We start from the raw sequence: 18,700 nt of genomic DNA, 5'->3' as shown, positions 1-18,700 counted from the left end.
ATACGGTCTAAGTCTCTTTTGATATGATCATGAAACTCAATAGCGCCACACATTATTTATAATAATGAAGATATAGTCTATTCCCTACTAAATATCAGGAAACTGAGGGTATGTAATTACTATATTACAAAAGAAATATCACATATCTCGTATGCAAGCATTATTAGATGATTTAGGTTCTGCAAAATCAATGTACAGAGACATGTACGAAACATCTAAGAATAGTTCCGGAAGTGCAATGCGAGAAAATGAAATTTACATGCGTTCACTCGAAGCACGAATTGCATTGACACGAGTTGAATTTGAAAAGTTAGCAGTATCAATAGGAGACGCCTTTCTCACAGATGGCATGGTGACATTTCTTCAATTAGCTTCAGGTGGATTAGGTACTATAACTAGTCTTGTAAATGGAGTTGGGTTACTCCCTATCGTTTTAGGCACTGCAGGTATGGCAACATTCGCTTTATCTAATAACTTTAGAACATTAAGCGCTAACGTTGGCAGCTCTATTATTTCATTGCTTGGATTTAGAGGTGCTGCAACAGCTACTACCACTGCAACTAATCTTTTGACAGCGACATCTAGAGGATTAGAAGTGGCATGGAAAGGTTTAGGTATAGCGTTTAAAGGGTTCATATCTTCTTTAGGCGTAGGATTGCCTTTAGTTGCCATTGGCTTTGTTATTGAAAAACTAATGAGTAAGATGGGCGAAGCTCGTCAAAAAGCTGAAGAGTTAGAATCTGCTAATAAAGAAATGCTTAATTCGTATAGTCAAAATGCTACAGATATTGATGAGTTATCAAAGAAATATGAAGAACTAGAGAAAAAAATGGCATTATCTAATGTCGACTCTAAAACTATTAATGAATATCGGGATATCCAAAATGAAATTGGCACAAAGCTCCCTTCTTTGGTTACTGGTGAAGATTCCTACGGTAATAAATTAATAGGTACAAGTGACGCACTTAAAGTTAAGATTGACTTACTCAAACAACAATTAGAGATAGATAAACAAATAGCTGATGCTGAAGCAAATAAGAAGAGAAATGAAGATATCGATACTTATAATTCAGATATGAACTCAGCTAAAGACAAAATGCAAGGACGTTTACAGGTATTAGCAAATTATGATGATAACTCTTTAAAGTGGGCTAAAAAACTCGATGTACCAAAAGACGTTGTAATTAGACTTGTTAATGATGAAGGCGAACCATTATATAAAACTGCTGACGAAGTTGCTAAAAAATTAGATGAAGTTAAAACTAAGCACCTCGAAGCTAAAAATTCAGGCAACGATGGTTTAGTAGAGTACTACAGTAAATTATTATTCATGCTAGAAGAGACATATAAAGCTGTATTACCACATGAACTTGAGATGAATAAGTCAACTGCTAACCTAAAAACGCAATATATAGCATCATTAAATGCCATGATTAGTACAAATTCATCATTGCAAGACTCTACAAAAGAAATGGCTCAAGTTTTCTCATCACAACTACTTTCAATGTCTGATTCTAGTAACATTAATGATCTAAAAAATGGTTTAGAAACACTATTCTCCTATAACGGTAATGACGAGTTATCTAGTAAAGCAAATGAGATAACTGCTAATATTTCTAAATCATTCAGTGATATGGCTAATGCTACAGAAGAAGATTTTGGAAAAACATCAACAAATGTTAAAGCTATGTTGGATGGTCTTCCAAAGCTTTTAAAAGATGTTATTAAAGACGAAGAAGACAGAAAAGCTGTAATGGATTTGCTTAACAAGACATATGAAAATGCAGTTGTACAGCATGAGAAAATAGCGAAAGCTGCAAAAGAAAGTGGAATAAGTTTTGAACAAGCTGCAGCTAACGCAGTTGAGTTCGGTGAAGGCGCAGAACAATCAGGTAACGCAGTATCAGAACTAGCCTCAAAAATGAGCGAATTCAAAGATGTAACTGAACAAATGGCAGGAGTATCTCAATCAGGAGTTGATGCATTAAACGACTTAATATGGCAGTACGACACACTATCCAATCAATTAGCAGGCTATACAGAACAACAACTTCAAGATATCTATGTTAAAGAAAATTTAACTGCAGAAGAACGCTCAGTTAAAAAAGTCTTAGATGATCGTGTAGCTATAATGAAGGAACTGTCAGGGATATACCCTGATTTACTTGGTAAAGATGGTAAAGCTATTGCCCTATCGGATGCGAAACGTAAAGCTATTGAACAAGAAACTAAAGCTAATGAGGTTCTTCTTAAAGCAAATAAGCTTTCTCGCGACGGTAAACTGAGTGCAGACCAAGACGCAATGTTATCTAGTACTAGAAAAACTATGCGTGTAATAGAAGATATAAAAAAAGAAATCGCAGCCTTAAATGTTTTACAAAAAGCTTTACAGGATACGTACAATAAAGCTATGGAAAGCATGAAAGGTGGAGACCCAAACAGTTATACTTACGGTATGAAGGCTGCTCGAGCAGGTACATTACTTGGTCAAGCTCAATTTAAAACAAGTAATTATACATCTGAATTAGATGCTCTGCAAAATTCATTAAATACTAACATCGGTAAAATTGATAGTTTCTCTACTGCCATTGAAAACTCTTCTAAGTCTACTAGCAGTAATACTAAAGCTACAAAAGAGAACAATGCTGAAAAAGAAAAATCCATTTGGATTACTGATAAGTATAAGCAAAAATTAGAAGAACTTAATTTAGCAATTGAAAAGCAGCAAAAGTTACAATCTAAGTATCCCGAATGGTCTAAAGAATATAAGAAATCACTAGAATCTCAAATTAAGCTTGAGAAGGAAAAGCTAGCATTACAACAAAAGCAAGCTAAAGCTATACAATCTCAAATTGCTTCAGGTAAGATTCAGCAAACTGGTAGCGTTTCAAGTCCATCTACTTCGAACGGTAAGATTAATGGATATAGTGGTAAAATTACTTCTGGTTATGGAGAACGTTCAGATAATCATCGTGGCGTAGATATTGCTATGCCTAAAGGTACTCGTGTAGATGCTCCTGCGTCTGGTACAGTCATCAAAGCAGGTTCAGCAACATCAGAAACAAATGGCAAGAAGATGGACTGGACTTACGGCAACTTAGTAGTTATTGAAGATAAAAATGGAATTAGACATTTACTAGCACACTTAGATAGCACTCTAGTAAAAGTTGGCGATCAAGTAGAAGCAGGAACTCAAATCGGTAAGTCTGGTAGCTCTGGTCATTCTACAGGACCCCACTTACACTACGAACAAAATAATTCTAAAGGTCAAACAATTAATCCTACTGCTACTTTAAATTCTATTCGTTCTGGTAATGGTACGGTAACCTCCTCTGCTTCTAGTCAACAAGCTGTAGTTTGGAATTATTTCAAAAATAAAGGTTTAAATGATAAAGCTATCGCAGGACTTATGGGTAATATTCAACAGGAATCAGGCTTTAATTCAAGTGCTGTCAATAAGTCTTCAGGAGCGTCAGGTATTTTCCAATGGCTAGGTGGGCGTAAAACAGGACTACAAGATTACGCTAAATCAGTAGGTAAATCTTGGACTGATATGCAAGTTCAATTGGACTATGCTTGGAAAGAGTTGCAATCTACTGAGAAAAAGTCTTTAGCATCTTTACAAAGAAATGATTTATCATCTTCCCAACATGCATCTGAATTTGAGAGATTATTTGAACGTTCTGGTGGTTCTGCTGTTGGTAAACGTCAAGACTATGCTAACCAATATTATAATCAATTTGCAGGCACTAATGGCGGTGCAGGAATTGGTATTGATACTTCTCAGCAGGCTATTGACCAAGCTAAATCAGATTTACTGTCACTACAGGGAGACGCTCTCAATACTCAATCTATCATTGATAATTTGAATGAAGAATTAGTTAAATCTAATCTCGCATATTACGATCATCTTATTGATGGCGTAGACCGTTCTATTCAGATGTCTAATATTCTCGCATCTCAACAATCGGAGCATTCAAAGGCGTATCGGGATGAGTTAGAAAAAGAAACTAAGCATCTAAAGTATAAGCAAACTTTACTGCATAACGAAGCTAACTTTATTCGTAATCAACTTAAACGTAAAGATTTGTCCCCTGCTTTAAAAGGTGAATTGACTACTCAACTAAGTGAATTATCATTGGCTTGGTGGGATGTTGCTGAAAGCATAAAAGATGTAAATGAGAAGATTCAAAATAGTAAAGTTGAATCATACATCGCAAAGTATGATGAGTTACGTCAAATACAAGATAAGACTATTAGCTATGAAAAAGCTAAACTTGAAGAATTGGATACTTCTTCCGCTAGATATGTGAAAACTCTTGCAAGTATAAACAATGCGATGAGAGAAAAACAAAACTCTAATCGCTACGAATTAACTCAATTAACTGCTCTAATAAACAAAAATGAGTTGCAAGGTGACGCTTTAGAGTATGCTAAAAACCGTATAGAAGAATTGACACTAAGTATTAAAGAATTACAGATTGAAATTCAAGATGGAGATTATGATATTTTAATTAATATTAAAACTCAATCTGATGAAAAAATTGGCATAATGGAATCTGCAATTAATCAAGCTGAAGCAATTCGTAAAATGTTTGATGAAGGCTCTGCTGATTACGTCAAATATACGAAAGTTATTCTTGCAGAATATGAAAAAATGGCTAAACAGCATTTAGCAACTAGAGACGCTTTAGTTGCAGAATTACAGCAGCGTGATGTTAAGGCTGAACGTATTAAGGAAATTAACAAGCTAATGGCAGAGGAACATCTAGCTTATGTAAATGCTACCCTATCCATCAAAGAGTATACAAAACAAGTTGAGGAAGCTAATAAATCGCAACTTGAAAGTGTTGCAGATAAAGCTATCAATGCATATAAAGAATACATTCAAGAGCGTAGAGATGAGCATATAAAGACTCTTGATGATGAAATTAAGCATGAAAATGAAAAGCACGAGCAAATCATGAAAAATCTTAATGATGAAATGGATTTGTTTAGAAAGAACGTTGAAGATAAGCTAAGACTTATTGATCGTCAAGAAGCTCAACGAAGTTATGACATGGAAATTTCAGACTTAGAAAAAGAGCGTAATAATGTTCAAAGCCAATTTGACGAATTAGCTTTAGATAATTCACATGAAGGTAAAGCTAAACGTAAAAAGTTAAAAGAACAATTAGATGAAATTGACAAGCAAATTGAAGAAAAACGTCATAGTCGTGAAGTCGAATTACGTAAAGAATCTTTAAACGATGCCTTAGAAGCTAAAGAAGAAGAAGTAAATGAAAAAATTGAACTTCAAGATAAAGAGCACGAAAATGTAATCAATAAGATTAATCGTGAAAAAGAATATTGGGAGAAGCATTACAAAGATTTACTTAATGATGAACGAAAATTTGCCGAAATGAGAGAGGCAATTCTTTCTGGTCATTTTGAGAAAATTGATGCTGAATTTCAAGAATATGTTCAAAAAATGATTAATACTATGCCACTTTTAGAAGATTCTCTAGACGGTACTATGGTAGCTGTCGGAACTTCTATTAGACAAAATGTAATTGATAATTTAAACGAAGCACTTAAATTAATTGATGAATTTAATGATAGTCAAAAAGCATCTGATAATGGTTCATTCAACTTCAATCCTTATGACGGTAATCAAGTTCAAACATCTAATGGCAATCTATCTCAGGGTGATTTACAAGTATTATTAGGTAAATTCTTATTTGACAACGTTGCTCCTAACACATCTGGCAGTGAAAAAGATAATATTCGTCAAATGGCAGAAAAATTGGCTGAGCAAGGTCGAAAAAATGGCAGCACTCAATTCACTAAAGATGACGTTAATTTTAATGATTCCATTAAAGGTCTTACTCAAGCCGATATGGACGCTTTATATGAATACTTTGATAGTAGTAAAGGAATGTTAGGCGGTAATTATGATAGTTTTATTGAGCAGTTTATAAGTAGTATTTCTGGCAATAAACATGAATCTACGAATGATGGAAGTTTATCTAAAGCAGATATGCAAGTTATGCTAGGTAAATTTATTTATGAAAAATTAGTACCTGATACATCGTTGAGCGCTAATACTAAAACAGCATTAAAAGCAAAAGCTGACGGCGTTGCCAAACAAGGTCGAAACGGTGGTTCAAAGATTTCAGAAAATGTGACATTCGATGCTATAAAGAGTACATACACTTCTGGACAAGTCAATCAAATGAAGTCATTCTTTGACTCCAATTTAGGTATGATTGATAATGCTAAAACTAGAGAGCTAATGCAAAGAAAGATAGCTTCGCTTGATACTGGTGGATTTATGAATTGGAATGGAACAGGTATCGATGGTAAAGGTGGTAAAGCCATCATAGCTCATCCAAATGAAATTATGTTGAATAAAGTTGATACCAAAGGATTCTTTGATTCAATTAATGTAATGGATAAGGTCATGAGCAACCTATCCCCTTTCCTATCAAAATTCGCACCTGCACAAAAAACATCTCCTGTTGTTAGTGGAGATACATATGGTGACATCAAAATAAACTTCAATATTGATAAAATGAATGGTGACAAAAATGACTTAAGTCGATTCAATAAAATGATTGACGATGATTTATTACGTAGAAAAGGAGTGAGAAAGTAATGTTGGAGTCTATTCATTTTATGTACGACAACATCTCATCGAAAGATATGGGTGTTAAAATTGCTTGGTCTAAAGGTGGATTATATGAAGAGATCTTTCTCCCTACACGTAAAATAATTGAAAAAAAAGTAGCTAATAACGAGAAACCTTACTTTCAGAGAGTGGAACATGAACCACTCTCTTTTAGTTTGTCTTTTTATTTAGAAAGTTGGGTTGAAGATAAGGATATAAGGAAAATTACACGTTGGTTATTTCAGCCATATTACAAACCTTTAGTTTTGGAAAGTAATCCAAACAGAGTGTTCAACGCTCTTGTTGAAGGCGATTCTAAATTGCTACATAACGGTTTAAAACAAGGTCATGTTGAATTTAACATTAGATGTGACTCACCTTATACCTATTCACATGAACATGTATTTAATAACTTAGAATTTAGAGATTCTAATGTAGGTTATCAAATTGTTGATGATGTGAGTACATTCGAACAAGGAAGTTTTATCAATACAAAAATCACATCTAATGGATTAACTATTGATAAAGTAGACAACTCTTGGGGAGCGTTATATCCCAACGTAAAGAGATGGGGTGAATTATAAATATGGAAACTACAGATCAACTTGATTTAAATATTACAACTGAGTCATCTTTTAGTGACGATGATATAAAACAGACAATTGTGAGTTATGGAGACAATTTTAAAAAAATAGAACAATACATGAAGAATTCCACCAACTCTATAGAAGATTTGAGTGACAATAAACTTTACAAAGTTGGTCATATACTATGGAATAAAACTCCAGTAATCACCTCATTTGTCGGATGGGTTGTAACTAGAGAAGGGATTCAAGCTAAAAATTGGCTGCCTAATAAAAATTACAGTATAGGCAATTTAGTAAAACCTCCTGTAGATAATGGTGGATTATATGAATGTGTTGTAGATGGTAAAAGTTCAACCACTCCTCCTACCTTCCTTACTGTATTAGATCAAGAGTTTTATGAAGTAACTGGTTCAACTTGGCGCAATGAATTCAACTATGAAGTAGGAAATTTAGTATTCCCTACAAATGGTAACAAGACACACTATTACATATGCGAAACAGCAGGCTATTCCTCCCCTACTGAACCTGAATGGGCGTCTATCAAAAACGATACTGCATTTGTAGATGGTTCAGTTGTATGGCGAAAGGCTAAAAATATTATTTGGAAAAGGGTCGGAACTAATTGCGAATTTAGACCATTTGGAAAAATAGAATAGGAGTTTTTAGAATGAAATGGAGTTCTTTAATAAATTCAACAGGTTCTTATATTTCTAAAAGCTATGAGATATCCAATGTTTCTTCTAAGTATTTAACTACAATACTTTCGAATATTATAAATATACATAATCAAGAAGTCCAATTTCACTATTCAGTTTCCTACGATTATGAAAATTGGACTTCTTGGAAGCCAATAAACTTTAACGATAATGACTTATTGAATGGACTTTCATTAGATGGATTAATTTTCAGATACAGAATTGTTATGAATGCAAAAAAAAATAATGAAAAACCCTATGTCCAATCTTTCTCTATCTCATTTGACCCTTATGAGTCGTTAGAAAATTTAGGTGATTTTGAAATAAAGCCTAAGCTGTGGATTAGGAAGAAGAATGGAAATGGTACTGTTGAGGTTACTAATATGAATACAAATCAAAAAATGATTATTGAAAATCTCATAGATAATGAAGAAGTTTTCATAGATTGTCAAAAAGAAGATATAGTTTCTGATAGGAAAAGTCTAGGAGTATATAGATTCGATGACCATAATGATGAGTATTTGAGATTAGTAATTGGTGATAATTTCTTAAAAGGTAAAGGAGATTTTGACATGGATATTAGACATCGATACGTCTTTATTCAAGAATGAGATGAGGTGATGATTACTTGAAACTAGGCGAAATAGATTACAATTTAAAACCAGATAATGCTAGGATTTTCCTTTGTAGACCTGACAAGAAAACAATAGCTAGAATTAGTGAAGCTTATGATATCAATTACAGCACTAAAGTACCAGTTTTAAATGAATTATCATTTAAGATACCTACTGTACTAATTGAAGATGGAATTCCTGTTGATAACAAAAATATTGATAAAATAAAAAACAGATATCTTTTTAAGTTGAAATTCGGCAATGTCACAGAATATTTTCTAATTAATGAATCTAATAAATCATATAGCGAAGATGAGTATATTGAGTTCACTTCTCTATCCCTTGGTGTTCAGTTAAGCGATAAGAATATAAGACAATTTGAAGTTGTCAGTAAAACTTTATCTCAAGTAACAAATGAAATTCTGTCGTCAGTAAACACAAAATGGAAATTAGGATATGTAGACAGTTACTTCGAAGAAATTTACCGAAGTTATGAAGTTGCCTCAAATAATGTTTTAGAAATTATTTATGATCTAGCTAATGTTTGGAATGCATTAATTGTATGGGATTCAGTTGAGTATAAAATAAACTTTTATAAACCTGATAACATCGGTAAGGATAAAGGTTTTTACATAAGAGATGGCAAATATTTAGAGTCATTTAATTTAGCTACAAATACAATTGATACTATTACACGTTTAAAAGTTTATGGTCAAGATGGTTTATCAATACATAGATTAAATCCAACTGGACAATCGTATCTAGAAGATTATAGATATTACCTCCACCCCTTCAAACGTGAAGATGAAGTTGTTATTAGTCATTCGATACATTTAAGTGACAGTTTATGCATTGCTTTAGAAGATTATAAAGTATTAGTGGAATCTTTATCTGAGAAGTTTACCAACTTAACTACAATGGTCACTACGCAAAAATCTATAGTTCAAACAGAAGAACAAAAACTAAGCGCCTTGAATACTCAAAGAATAATTATCGAGGACGAATTAGATTTATCCAATGCTAACTTTCAATCATCCTCCCATAACCATCGGGATATTATCCAAAGATTAGAAGAAAAAAGAGCAGAAATATCAACTCAAGAAGCATTCATTAGAGAATTAAGATACCAACTTGCTAATTATGAAGATGAATTAAACGATTTGAGGGATCATTTAGCTAGGGAGAATAATTTTACTGTTGAACAATTAGAAGAGTTATCAGATTTTGAAATTGAAAAGGAATATACAAATGACTCTATTGTAGATGATGAAGACTTGATTGAAGAAGGATATGAAGTATTTAGAAAATATCTAGAACCAAAAATAAAATTAGATATGAATTTAATTGATTTTCTATCTATAGTTGAATGTCAAAATGATTGGGATAAATTAGGCTTAGGAGATATCATAAGAGTTAGATATGATAGATTGCAAGTAAATGTTAAAGCAAAGATTACTGAGATTACTCATGATTTTGAAAATGAAAGTATCTCAGTCGTTATTGAAAATGAATTTGATGAAGGTAACAATTGGTTAGAACAATTAAATAAAGCAGGTAATACCTCCACAATAGTCCAGATGGATAAGTGGAAATGGAATTTATCTGAAGAGAATAACGGTGCTATCAATGACATCATCAATAATGAATGGGATGCTTTAAAAAATGCTGTAATGGCAGGTTACAATCAGAAGATCGAAATAAGTGAACGTGGGATTATTGTGAGAGACTTGGAAGATCCTTTAAGTTGGCTTGTTATTCAAAACGGATTTTTAGCCATAACTAATGATGATGGACAGTCTTGGAAGCACGCAATTTCAAAACACGGCGTATTTGGCGAGCGCATTTTCGGAAAAATAATTTCTGGAGTCAACTTAATTATCGAAGATGAATCAGGGATATGGCTAACACAAGGATCAAGGACTACAATTTATAATCGTTATGGTGATGAAGTGATGCATTTAGGATTAGTTTCAGAGAACAAAAAAGACGAAAACGGAAACTTAATTCCACAAGAAAACGAATGTTTTGGACTCGTATCTCAGAATCATATCACCAGAGTTGCACTGACAACATGTGAAGGTTTTTCAGTTAGCAAAAAAGATGGCGATGACTGGAAAAAGGTATTGTGGGCTAATACAGATGGTACGTTATATTCTCGAAACATGGTGGCTGAGAATATTAAAATTGTAAATAATTTAGATGAAGTCATCTTAGACGCAGAGAATGATTACTTTAATATTGGCTTATTTGATAAAATTGTTGCTGATGGTAAATTGACGACACTTGAAAAATTAGAGTTGATTAAAGAGCTGTATAAAATCCATTCCGATTACAAATTACTTCTTCAGCAAGCACAGAAATACATAAGAAGCGATAGAGACAATGTTACTGATGTAGATTCAGAATTTGATACAAAAACACAAACCTTCCCTACCGTTTACTCTACCACTGACAAATATTCAACAAGTGCTTTAAAAAATGCTTACTTAGAGTTAATGACTTATATTTCAAACTATATAAAAGTCATAAATAACGGTTATTTAGAATCAGAAAGCTTAAATATAGATATGTCTGACCCACTTACTGAATCCACGAGTTCAATTGACGATCGTGGTTTTTTTGTGCAGAAATTTAAAGATTACTATGATGAAGCTACTCGTCTACGTCAAGCAATTGAAGACTCCCTATTCTACTCTGGTATTCAAATGGGATCGTACAACAATAATCTTATTATGAATGATTTTGGTTTTATTGCTGTTCGAAGTGATGGTAAATATCGAGCGTACCTTAATGCAACGAATGGTTTAGCTCTTCAAAAATGGGAAAATGGGAAATGGACTAGTAAACTATTTGCAACTTTAGGTGACTCTAAATGGGAAGATGGCACACTTTATGCGGAAGGATTGGTAACAAAAAATCTTCGTATTGTTGATGGTGATTTGGGTGACTCAATTATACTTGACTGGAAAGATGGTATTACTATTTTTGGTGATCCTGATGGAGATGGAGTCAAAGAATCAGTAACTAGATTAAACGGTAATGTCGGAATATCTATCCATGTGAATAATGATAAAAAGTTTTGGGTTGGTATTGATGGTAGATTATATGCTAAAGACATTACTACTCATAATTTAAAAATTGTTGATGGTAAACTAGGTGAAAAGATTATCTTTGACCATGAGAAAGGCATTACTATCAATGGAAATAACGGTGAACAAATTCGCCTAAATGCTAACGAAGGCATAGCTATTGACGTAAAAAAAGAGCCTAGATTTTGGATAAATAAAGATGGAAACTTGTATGCACGAAAACTGTTTATTATGAACGGTGAGTTGGATGAATCTATTTTAGAGTCTTTGGATAAGGACGATAGCTTTATTTCTGATTTAACTGTTACGAGATTAAGAACATACGATAAGGATGATCCTTACAACTATGTTCATATAAAACAAAAATTCTTAAGATTTATGACAAGATTTGATTTAAAAAATCCTTCATCAGAACAAGCGAAATACGAAATGTACTTTGAAGGTTCTGGTGTGGAAGCCTACCCTGTTGCTATTTGGGGTACAGGTTCGGGAGCTAACACTGATTATAATAAAGCTAAACAATATAAAACTCCAAATGGATTCTTTACTGAGTATGTAGACGAATATGGTGAAAAACATTCCGTTAACTTAACAACTGATAGAGAAAAATCTATAGAACTTAATTCACCTAGAACTATTTCCCTCAAAGGCGGTAGTGGAAGTATTACAATGAATAACTCTAAATTAGAACTATCCTTTGGCAGCAATGTAATATCTATGACTACTAATGGTATAAAAATAAATGGTAATCGTATCGACATTAACTAAGGAGGTTATTATATGGCTTTGATTACACTAAATGGAGCATCTATAAATCAATCAACTGCTAACTCTCACATTAGTACTGAAAGATACATTCAGACAGGTACTCAATGTACATCATGGGACGATGATGGCTATTGTACTAATCGTGAACCTGTCTATAGTTGGGTTGGAGGCTATAGTGCTAACGCTACGATTAATGGAACTGTAAAAGCAAAACAATCCAATGTATTTATTCAAGGGAAAAATCCTGCTCTACTTGGAGACAGTACAGTTGAATCGGATTCTTATAGCCTGTCATCGAATGAACGTTATGCAGGCGGACAGCATAATAATGCTAATGGAAAAGTGTCCAGTGGAAACAGTAAAAATGTTTATATTGGCGGAGTTTTAGTAGCAACTAAAGATTCTACAATTCAAACACATGCAAATACTAGTACAACTGTAAAAGATGGGTTCAGTGCTAATGTTTATATTGGAGGATAGAAAGAAGGTGATAAATTGTCACTACCTATAAATTATTTAGAATTTAATAATCCTATTCATATCTTATGGCGTAGTGGATTGCCAAATGATCCATTTATAGACCGTTTAGATATTGTTCGTGTAGTGAATCAACGTGTCTTTTTATTAGAAATTCCTGATGAGATGTTTAGGGTAAGGATCACAGGTATGTTTGAAATTAACTACGATAAGTTTATGAAGTACAACTTAGATAAAAATGAATTCTACGTAGATTACACAAATGGATTTGTTTACTTTCATGTGTCAAAAGAAGCTGAAACAATGTCAATAGTATATAAAGGAAGAGGTTTAATCCTCTACCCTTCTACTCGAATTGCACATTACGATGGATCTGATTCGACAGAGACGCTGCATGAAATCATAGAAAAAAGCAAATCACAAGTTCAAGAATTAATTGATAGAACGGATAATTACGAAGAGTATTTGAACAATCTTGTCATTGCTATAAATAATTCAAATCATGCAACTGATCAAGCATTGATTGCTACTCAAAAAGCTAATGATGCTGCAGAGTTAGTTAAGGACGGTTATGAAACAACAGTCTTAATCTATCAGCCATACGTCAATACATATGATGAAATTGCTAGTAAATTCCCCTACCCTGAGGTTGGATGGACAACTCAAGTATTTGATACAGGTATACGTTATAGATGGAACGGAAAAGAATGGACTCCTATTGATGCTCTTGGTGGAAATGTCCCACTTGCAAGTGAAATTATTAATGGATTGATGAGCAAAGAACAATTTACCAAAGTAAAAAATATAACTAAATTTGTTAATGAAAGAGCAATTGTATTCTTTATTCCAAAAGATGTTTTACAAGGCGTGCAAGACCCAGAGTTTGAGTTTGAATGGGATGGTGAAATAATCGATGTTAAAGCAAAGGTTTCTTTTAAAGGACAACAACCTACTCCAGTTCAAATACAGAAATCCTCGAATTTTAAAGATTGGGTTGATGTTACAGACAACCCACTAACAATTGATGCAGATAACCATCGCAACAATAAAGAATTTAAATTAATTAATACAAAAGTTAAAGAAGGTGATGTATTTAGATTATACGTCCCTTCTTTTAATGTCGATGCTCAAACTTTAACTGTGAATGTGAAAATTGCATTGAACGACTCTCTAAATTAATTTAATAAAAGATGACTATTATTTAAATAAATACATAAGAAAGAAGGAATTTTAATGAGTGAAAGACCTATAGTTTCTTGGTACGAAGGTACAAATACTACAGCTACAGAAGTAAAAACTACAGTTAACTATGGTACGGTAGATGCATTTTCAGACTCTCCTCAGAAAACATACTTTATCTGGAATAATCGTGGAGGTACAAAAGACTGTTCAAAAATGGAAGATGTTAAATTTACTACTCGTGATCGTAATGGTGGTGATGGTAGTAGTGCAGGCAATATTGTAGAGGCAGTTCGTGATAACTGGTTTAGAGCTAGGGTTGATAGTCTAAATGAACAAGTGTTCACTCCTGTCGGCAAAGGTGGAGTTGGGACAGAAAATCCATCCGGTACGAAGTTTTTAGGTACAAATGGAACTACTACAAATATTCATTCAAGTACAGCTTCAGTATGGATAAAAGAAACTAAATTAACTATAGATGCGTATGTTAAACCTACTGTTGATAATGGTTTTATTTACAAAGCTGTCAATGCAGGTGAAACAGGTGCAACTGAACCAAGTTGGCTTACTGAAGAAGGAAAATCTGTATTCGATAATGGAGTCGAATTTGTTGCTATTAAAATTGATAAAAAACCAAACGCAAAAGAAATTTTAGGGCTAGCAAACAACACTAAAGCCGATGGCAGTAATGCAAATTTAGCAGGAGGAAACTTTGTACAAGTTACTGTATTTGCAAAAGTTCCTATCGATGCTTCTGCGGGGAAGAACACATTACTTAAAAGAGCAACTTTTTCGTACGTTTAATTAATAAAATACATAATACAACTTAGGGTTAGAGGATTATTCCTCTTCCCTATTTTTTTAATTAAAAATACTCAATACAATGAGGTGCATATAAATGATATTTTCAAATTCAAATAATTTACAAGCAATTGGCATCCCTTTTAATTGGAATGCTGATTATGCAAATGGTAAAAATTATGCTGAGTATGACCTACTTACGCATAAAAAAAATGATTTTTATTTAATACAGAAAAGTCAGGTTATACGTTTCGGTTTGTTTGGTCAAAGATTGAAGTTTTTCTTTGAGATGTCTGATGGCTCATTCTATTTACATGGTAGAAGAATAGAAATTGGCTATGAAGATGAAAATGGAGAAACATATTATTTAACATCAAACTTTAGAGACAAAGACCTTATTACATATAAAATAGCATCTACTGATTTTAGTAGTAAACAAGGGTTACAAAATACTAATATTGAATCGATTAATTTCGGATATAAAACAATTTACAATAAAAATGATGTGGAATTATTCTTCCAACCAGTAGTATCCCTCCCCTTTAATCAAAGTGCATTCATTGAAGTTAAATTGACATCCAATAAAAATTTGAATGGTCATATAATTTTTAAATCTAGAGGGATTGAAGTAGAACGCTTCTATGCCCCATTAGAAGCTAATGTGTCAGGTCAAATTAATTGGACTATTAAATAACTCAAGAAAGGAGTGCACTCTATGTCAACTGTAGGTGGTAATTTAGAAAAGAAAGAGATAGGATTACCTATTGGTGTTTCAGGAACTCACAATAACACAGAGATTGATAAAGTTACAGGATTCTTACGATTAGCTCAAACTGATATTGATGGTAGTGGAAAATCTATATATGTAGAAGAAGGCTCTTGGACTTCAGATGTTATTAATCTCGAAGATAAATTTCAGGACTTTGACAAAGTGTTTACAAATAATATAAATAATGGATCAAGTTCAATCGCTGTATTAACAAGAGTATCAGATGATGGCTACAATTGGTCGGATTGGATCGCTATTGCGGAAGATGGGGCTATTCAGTCTGAAACTAAACAATATATTCAAGTGAGAATTGATATATTTGCAGGATTTGTTACTGACCACTTTGTAATTTCAAATTCAGATTTTGAGAATAATGAGTTTGTTGAAAAGTTTAATGACATTAAACTAAAGCGTGAGTATCAATATGATATGAATTTAGATTCAAAATGGTCAGATACAGGAAGTTTACACAGTAAAAAAATCACTCGTAATGAATGGTTGAGGATTGATAGTTTAGAAGTATCTATTGATAAATAATAAAATGACTTTAATATAAAAGGAGGAAATGATTTGCCTATAGTAAATTTATGGTATGAAACTAATATGACTTCTGATACTTCACCTGCACCATTAGTTGCTAGTGCTAGTTCTTCAAATAGTGCAAGACCATCCTACCTATCATTTAGAGACTCTACAGTAAACACTTGGCAATCTGCTACCTTCAATGGAGCAGGAAGTAGCTCTTGGATAAAATTAAACTTTGGAGAACCTAAAAATGTTAACAAGATAAGAATGTGGAAAAACACAGGTTTAGCTTTAGCTTATCATCCATCTTATATATATATTGAAGGTTCAAATGATGATTTAACATTTAATGTTTTACACCATACAGGCTCATTAAATTGGACTGATGTTATCGAACTTACTTTTGAGAACGATGATGCTTATCAATTTATTAGAGTGCGTATTACTAACACACCTAACAGCACTCTAACTACAATTGGAAGAATATTATTTGGATATAATGGATTTGAACCTATTGATAAAACACTTATTTTAAATGATGGTGAGTATAAGAAATGGGATTCTAAGTATAAGCACGATTCTTTAGAAATGCCAGAAAATGATTTAGTTCTATCTACAACTTCAGCAGTCACAAGAGTAAATCATATAAAATTTGATAGTAACTTTATATTGCAAAAAATAGGATACAAAACAGAAGGTTCTAATAGTTTAACTCTTAAGATATATGAAAAAGACTCCCAAAAACTAGTATTTTCAATGCCTGTAAGTATCACAAAGGGTTGGAATTATATAAGTATTTCAGATGTAGAATTGCTAAAAAATAAAGACTATTTAATTGGGTTTTATGGCACAAACATCTATGGATATAAAACTCCTACAACCATTCCGATATCAATGGTTTCATCAAACCATTATATTAATGGGACAGTGTTTGGTAGGTACGATGCTTCAGGAGATTCATTTCCAACTACACTAAATAATACAACAGCCTTAATGATGAGTTTTGAAGGAACAGCAGTATCTGAGAGTGGCAGCAATTGGATGTCAGTGAGCACTACCACTCCTACTCTACAACAATTCCTAGAGCAAGGAGTGGATTCGTTATCTCCTCTATTTGACCGTAAAATTACAGTTTTAGAACCTATGGCGATGTCTAATAAAAATGAAATTTTATTGAGTGAGGAAGGAAAGGTATTTAGTAAGACAATTGACTTGAAAAAATATTTTGATATTAGAAGTATAAGAACTGAGGTGAAGTGATATGACAACAGTCCCTATAACATGGGATACCATAAACAAGGGCACTACTGTAACACTATCAAATGACAATTTAACTGCTATTATACCAAATAGAACAAAGACAGTAAGAGCTACTGTAGGAAAAATTACTGGCAAATGGTATTGGGAAGTGTATCTTGATGCATTAAACACAAATGGTGGTATGGTAGGTATTGTCAATTCAAAAGTAGATTTAAATGCAGACGTCCTAGCCACGAGAGATAATGTTAGATATATTTATTCAGCTGATGGCAATAAATATCCTGAGAATACAGCCTACAGCTCTTCTTATAAAGCAGGAGATACTATAGGTGTAGCATTAGATTTAGATAATGACACATTAGGATTTTATAAAAATGGAGTGTTTCTAGGCATTTCACACACCAATATTAAACTCTTGGGCGAGGTTTATCCTGCTGTGAGTAGTGGTGGTAGTTCAGTAGGAAATACGAATACAGTCAACTTTGGTGCAACATCATTTAAATATACAATTCCAAAAGGATATATGGCTTACAATAAGCAAAGTAAAATACTGCTTCGATCTAATAGTAAAACATACTCGTTAGAGTCAATTAATGTTCAGTACGAAACTAAAATGACTTCTAATACTGCTCCCTCTCCATTAGTTGCTACAGCTAGCAGTATTTACTCTACCACATTTCCTGCGTGGAAAGCTTTTGATGGCATTACTAATGTATCATCTGGAGCCAATAACAATTGGGCTTCATCAGATAATCAGTTCCCCTGTTGGATTCAAATTAAATATGGTGAAAAAAAGCAAGTAAATGCATTTTATGTGTATCATATCAATGGAGGAAATGAGACTGCTAGATTAAAAAATTTTACATTGCAAGGCTCTGACAATGGAAATGATTGGGCAGATATAAAAACCTATAATGACGTTCAATGGTTAGATTATTATCAATTATTTTATATGGGCAAGATTGTAGACTATCTATATTATAGACTTTATATAAAAAGCAATTATGGATTCTCCAGGGTTTCTATAGCAGAGATTGCTTTCGGCTATATTGAACATATCGTCAATGATATTCCAGTTATATCACGAAACAATTTTATTAGTTATGGTCAAAATGAAATAAAAGAGCTGCATAGTATATATACTAATCAAAAATACATTCTACAAGAGGAATCATCTAAAAACTCAGAAGGATTATGGACGACTCAATTAGATAGAAAACCACTCAGCATTAGTTTTAATTAGTGCTGAGTTTTTATATTTCTTAATATAATAAGAAAGGAATGATT

The 18,700-nt window shown here is 32.9% G+C and carries 12 protein-coding genes; all 12 read left to right on the top strand.

The genetic code is table 11. The annotated features are described in order from the left end of the window. The first annotated feature begins 151 nt into the window (after positions 1–151). The 12 genes from AN161_RS17585 to AN161_RS17530 all read left to right on the top strand — a co-directional run bounded on the left by AN161_RS17585 (position 152) and on the right by AN161_RS17530 (position 18,656). Positions 152–6,637, top strand: coding sequence for a phage tail tip lysozyme (locus tag AN161_RS17585; RefSeq protein ID WP_053595637.1), 6,486 nt, complete (start codon positions 152–154; stop codon positions 6,635–6,637). Then, entirely contained in the window at positions 6,637–7,233 is a 597-nt protein-coding gene (locus tag AN161_RS17580; protein ID WP_053595636.1) for a phage tail domain-containing protein, read from the top strand. Before AN161_RS17585 ends, AN161_RS17580 begins: the two co-directional genes overlap by 1 nt. A 2-nt stretch (positions 7,234–7,235) precedes the next feature. Continuing rightward, a complete protein-coding gene (locus tag AN161_RS17575) occupies positions 7,236–7,892 on the top strand; it encodes a hypothetical protein (protein WP_053595635.1) in 657 nt (218 codons plus the stop codon). An 11-nt stretch (positions 7,893–7,903) separates the two neighbouring features. Continuing rightward, positions 7,904–8,542 carry a phage tail domain-containing protein gene (locus tag AN161_RS17570; protein ID WP_053595634.1) on the top strand — a complete coding sequence of 213 codons (639 nt, stop codon included), beginning with the start codon at positions 7,904–7,906 and terminating at the stop codon, positions 8,540–8,542. Between the two features lie 17 nt (positions 8,543–8,559). After that, the gene (locus AN161_RS17565; protein ID WP_053595633.1) at positions 8,560–12,402 is read left to right on the top strand and encodes a phage tail spike protein; all 3,843 of its coding nucleotides are present in this window, start codon (positions 8,560–8,562) and stop codon (positions 12,400–12,402) included. Positions 12,403–12,414: 12 nt separating this feature from the next. Further along, positions 12,415–12,882 (top strand): hypothetical protein, encoded by a 468-nt coding sequence (locus AN161_RS30685; protein ID WP_053595632.1) that lies wholly within the window; start codon positions 12,415–12,417, stop codon positions 12,880–12,882. Between the two features lie 15 nt (positions 12,883–12,897). Continuing rightward, positions 12,898–14,058, top strand: a complete 1,161-nt coding sequence (locus AN161_RS17555) for a hypothetical protein (RefSeq protein ID WP_053595631.1) — start codon at positions 12,898–12,900, stop codon at positions 14,056–14,058. 54 nt (positions 14,059–14,112) lie between these two features. Further along, complete coding sequence (locus AN161_RS17550) at positions 14,113–14,862, top strand: hypothetical protein (RefSeq protein WP_053595630.1); 750 nt, start codon at positions 14,113–14,115, stop codon at positions 14,860–14,862. Between the two features lie 94 nt (positions 14,863–14,956). Next, entirely contained in the window at positions 14,957–15,553 is a 597-nt protein-coding gene (locus AN161_RS17545; RefSeq protein WP_053595629.1) for a hypothetical protein, read from the top strand. A gap of 21 nt (positions 15,554–15,574) precedes the next feature. Continuing rightward, positions 15,575–16,165, top strand: coding sequence for a hypothetical protein (locus tag AN161_RS17540; protein ID WP_053595628.1), 591 nt, complete (start codon positions 15,575–15,577; stop codon positions 16,163–16,165). A 33-nt stretch (positions 16,166–16,198) separates the two neighbouring features. Next, positions 16,199–17,413, top strand: coding sequence for a discoidin domain-containing protein (locus AN161_RS17535; protein ID WP_053595627.1), 1,215 nt, complete (start codon positions 16,199–16,201; stop codon positions 17,411–17,413). A 1-nt stretch (position 17,414) separates the two neighbouring features. Continuing rightward, positions 17,415–18,656, top strand: a complete 1,242-nt coding sequence (locus AN161_RS17530; protein ID WP_053595626.1) for an SPRY domain-containing protein — start codon at positions 17,415–17,417, stop codon at positions 18,654–18,656. Positions 18,657–18,700: the final 44 nt, after the last annotated feature.

This window comes from Lysinibacillus sp. FJAT-14222 (genome assembly GCF_001278875.1).
GTDB lineage: Bacteria > Bacillota > Bacilli > Bacillales_A > Planococcaceae > Lysinibacillus > Lysinibacillus agricola.
The sequence above is the reverse complement of the archived record's forward strand: the minus strand, read 5'-3'. Positions and strand labels throughout refer to the sequence as shown.

Bases quoted from the DNA above. Each gene is read 5' to 3' on its own strand.
- AN161_RS17545 (WP_053595629.1), top strand. From the start codon at position 14,957: ATGATATTTTCAAATTCAAATAATTTACAAGCAATTGGCATCCCTTTT.
- AN161_RS17585 (WP_053595637.1), top strand. From the start codon at position 152: ATGCAAGCATTATTAGATGATTTAGGTTCTGCAAAATCAATGTACAGA.
- AN161_RS17540 (WP_053595628.1), top strand. From the start codon at position 15,575: ATGTCAACTGTAGGTGGTAATTTAGAAAAGAAAGAGATAGGATTACCT.
- AN161_RS17530 (WP_053595626.1), top strand. From the start codon at position 17,415: ATGACAACAGTCCCTATAACATGGGATACCATAAACAAGGGCACTACT.
- AN161_RS17575 (WP_053595635.1), top strand. From the start codon at position 7,236: ATGGAAACTACAGATCAACTTGATTTAAATATTACAACTGAGTCATCT.
- AN161_RS17570 (WP_053595634.1), top strand. From the start codon at position 7,904: ATGAAATGGAGTTCTTTAATAAATTCAACAGGTTCTTATATTTCTAAA.
- AN161_RS17550 (WP_053595630.1), top strand. From the start codon at position 14,113: ATGAGTGAAAGACCTATAGTTTCTTGGTACGAAGGTACAAATACTACA.
- AN161_RS30685 (WP_053595632.1), top strand. From the start codon at position 12,415: ATGGCTTTGATTACACTAAATGGAGCATCTATAAATCAATCAACTGCT.
- AN161_RS17580 (WP_053595636.1), top strand. From the start codon at position 6,637: ATGTTGGAGTCTATTCATTTTATGTACGACAACATCTCATCGAAAGAT.